The 528-nt window shown below is 71.2% G+C and carries 1 protein-coding gene; it reads right to left on the reverse strand.

What is annotated here, in order from left to right; genetic code table 11:
* Positions 1 to 528 (reverse strand): pyrroloquinoline-quinone synthase PqqC (gene pqqC, locus AC5W54_RS22570; RefSeq protein WP_495964329.1); only part of this gene is annotated, 528 nt, incomplete at both ends.

Here is a 528-nt window from a genome sequence, read left to right on the forward strand (position 1 = left end):
GCCTCGCTAAGCCGCTTGCGGAAGTAGCCGTAGCCGGCCGCGTCGATCCATGGGTAGTGGATCGGCCAGGTGTCGAGGCGGCTCTGGTGGGCCTGGGGAGCGAACAGCTCGGTCAGCGAGGCGATCGCCCCCTCCTGCCAGCTGGCGCGGCGCACGAAGTTGACGTAGGCGTCGACGGCGAAGCGTACGCCGGGCAAGACGTGCTCCTGGGACCACAGCGCGTCGCGGGTCAGCCCCACCGCCTCGCCCAGGGTCAGCCAGGCCTCGATGCCACCGGCGTCGGCGGCGTGGCCGTCGTGGCCGTCGTGGTCGAGCAGGCGCTGGATCCAGCGCCGGCGGGTGGCGGCGTCGGGGCAGTTGGCCAGCAGCGCGGCATCCTTCTGCGGAATCATCACCTGGTAGTAGAAGCGGTTGGCGACCCAGCCGCGGATCTGTTCCGGCGTGGCGCGCCCCGCGGCCATGTCGACCTGGTAGGGGTGATGGACATGGTAGTAGGCGCCCTTGGCCAGCAGGGCCTCGCGGAAGGCC

The sequence above is a fragment of the Halomonas sp. LMYGS-3 genome, from assembly GCF_059509875.1.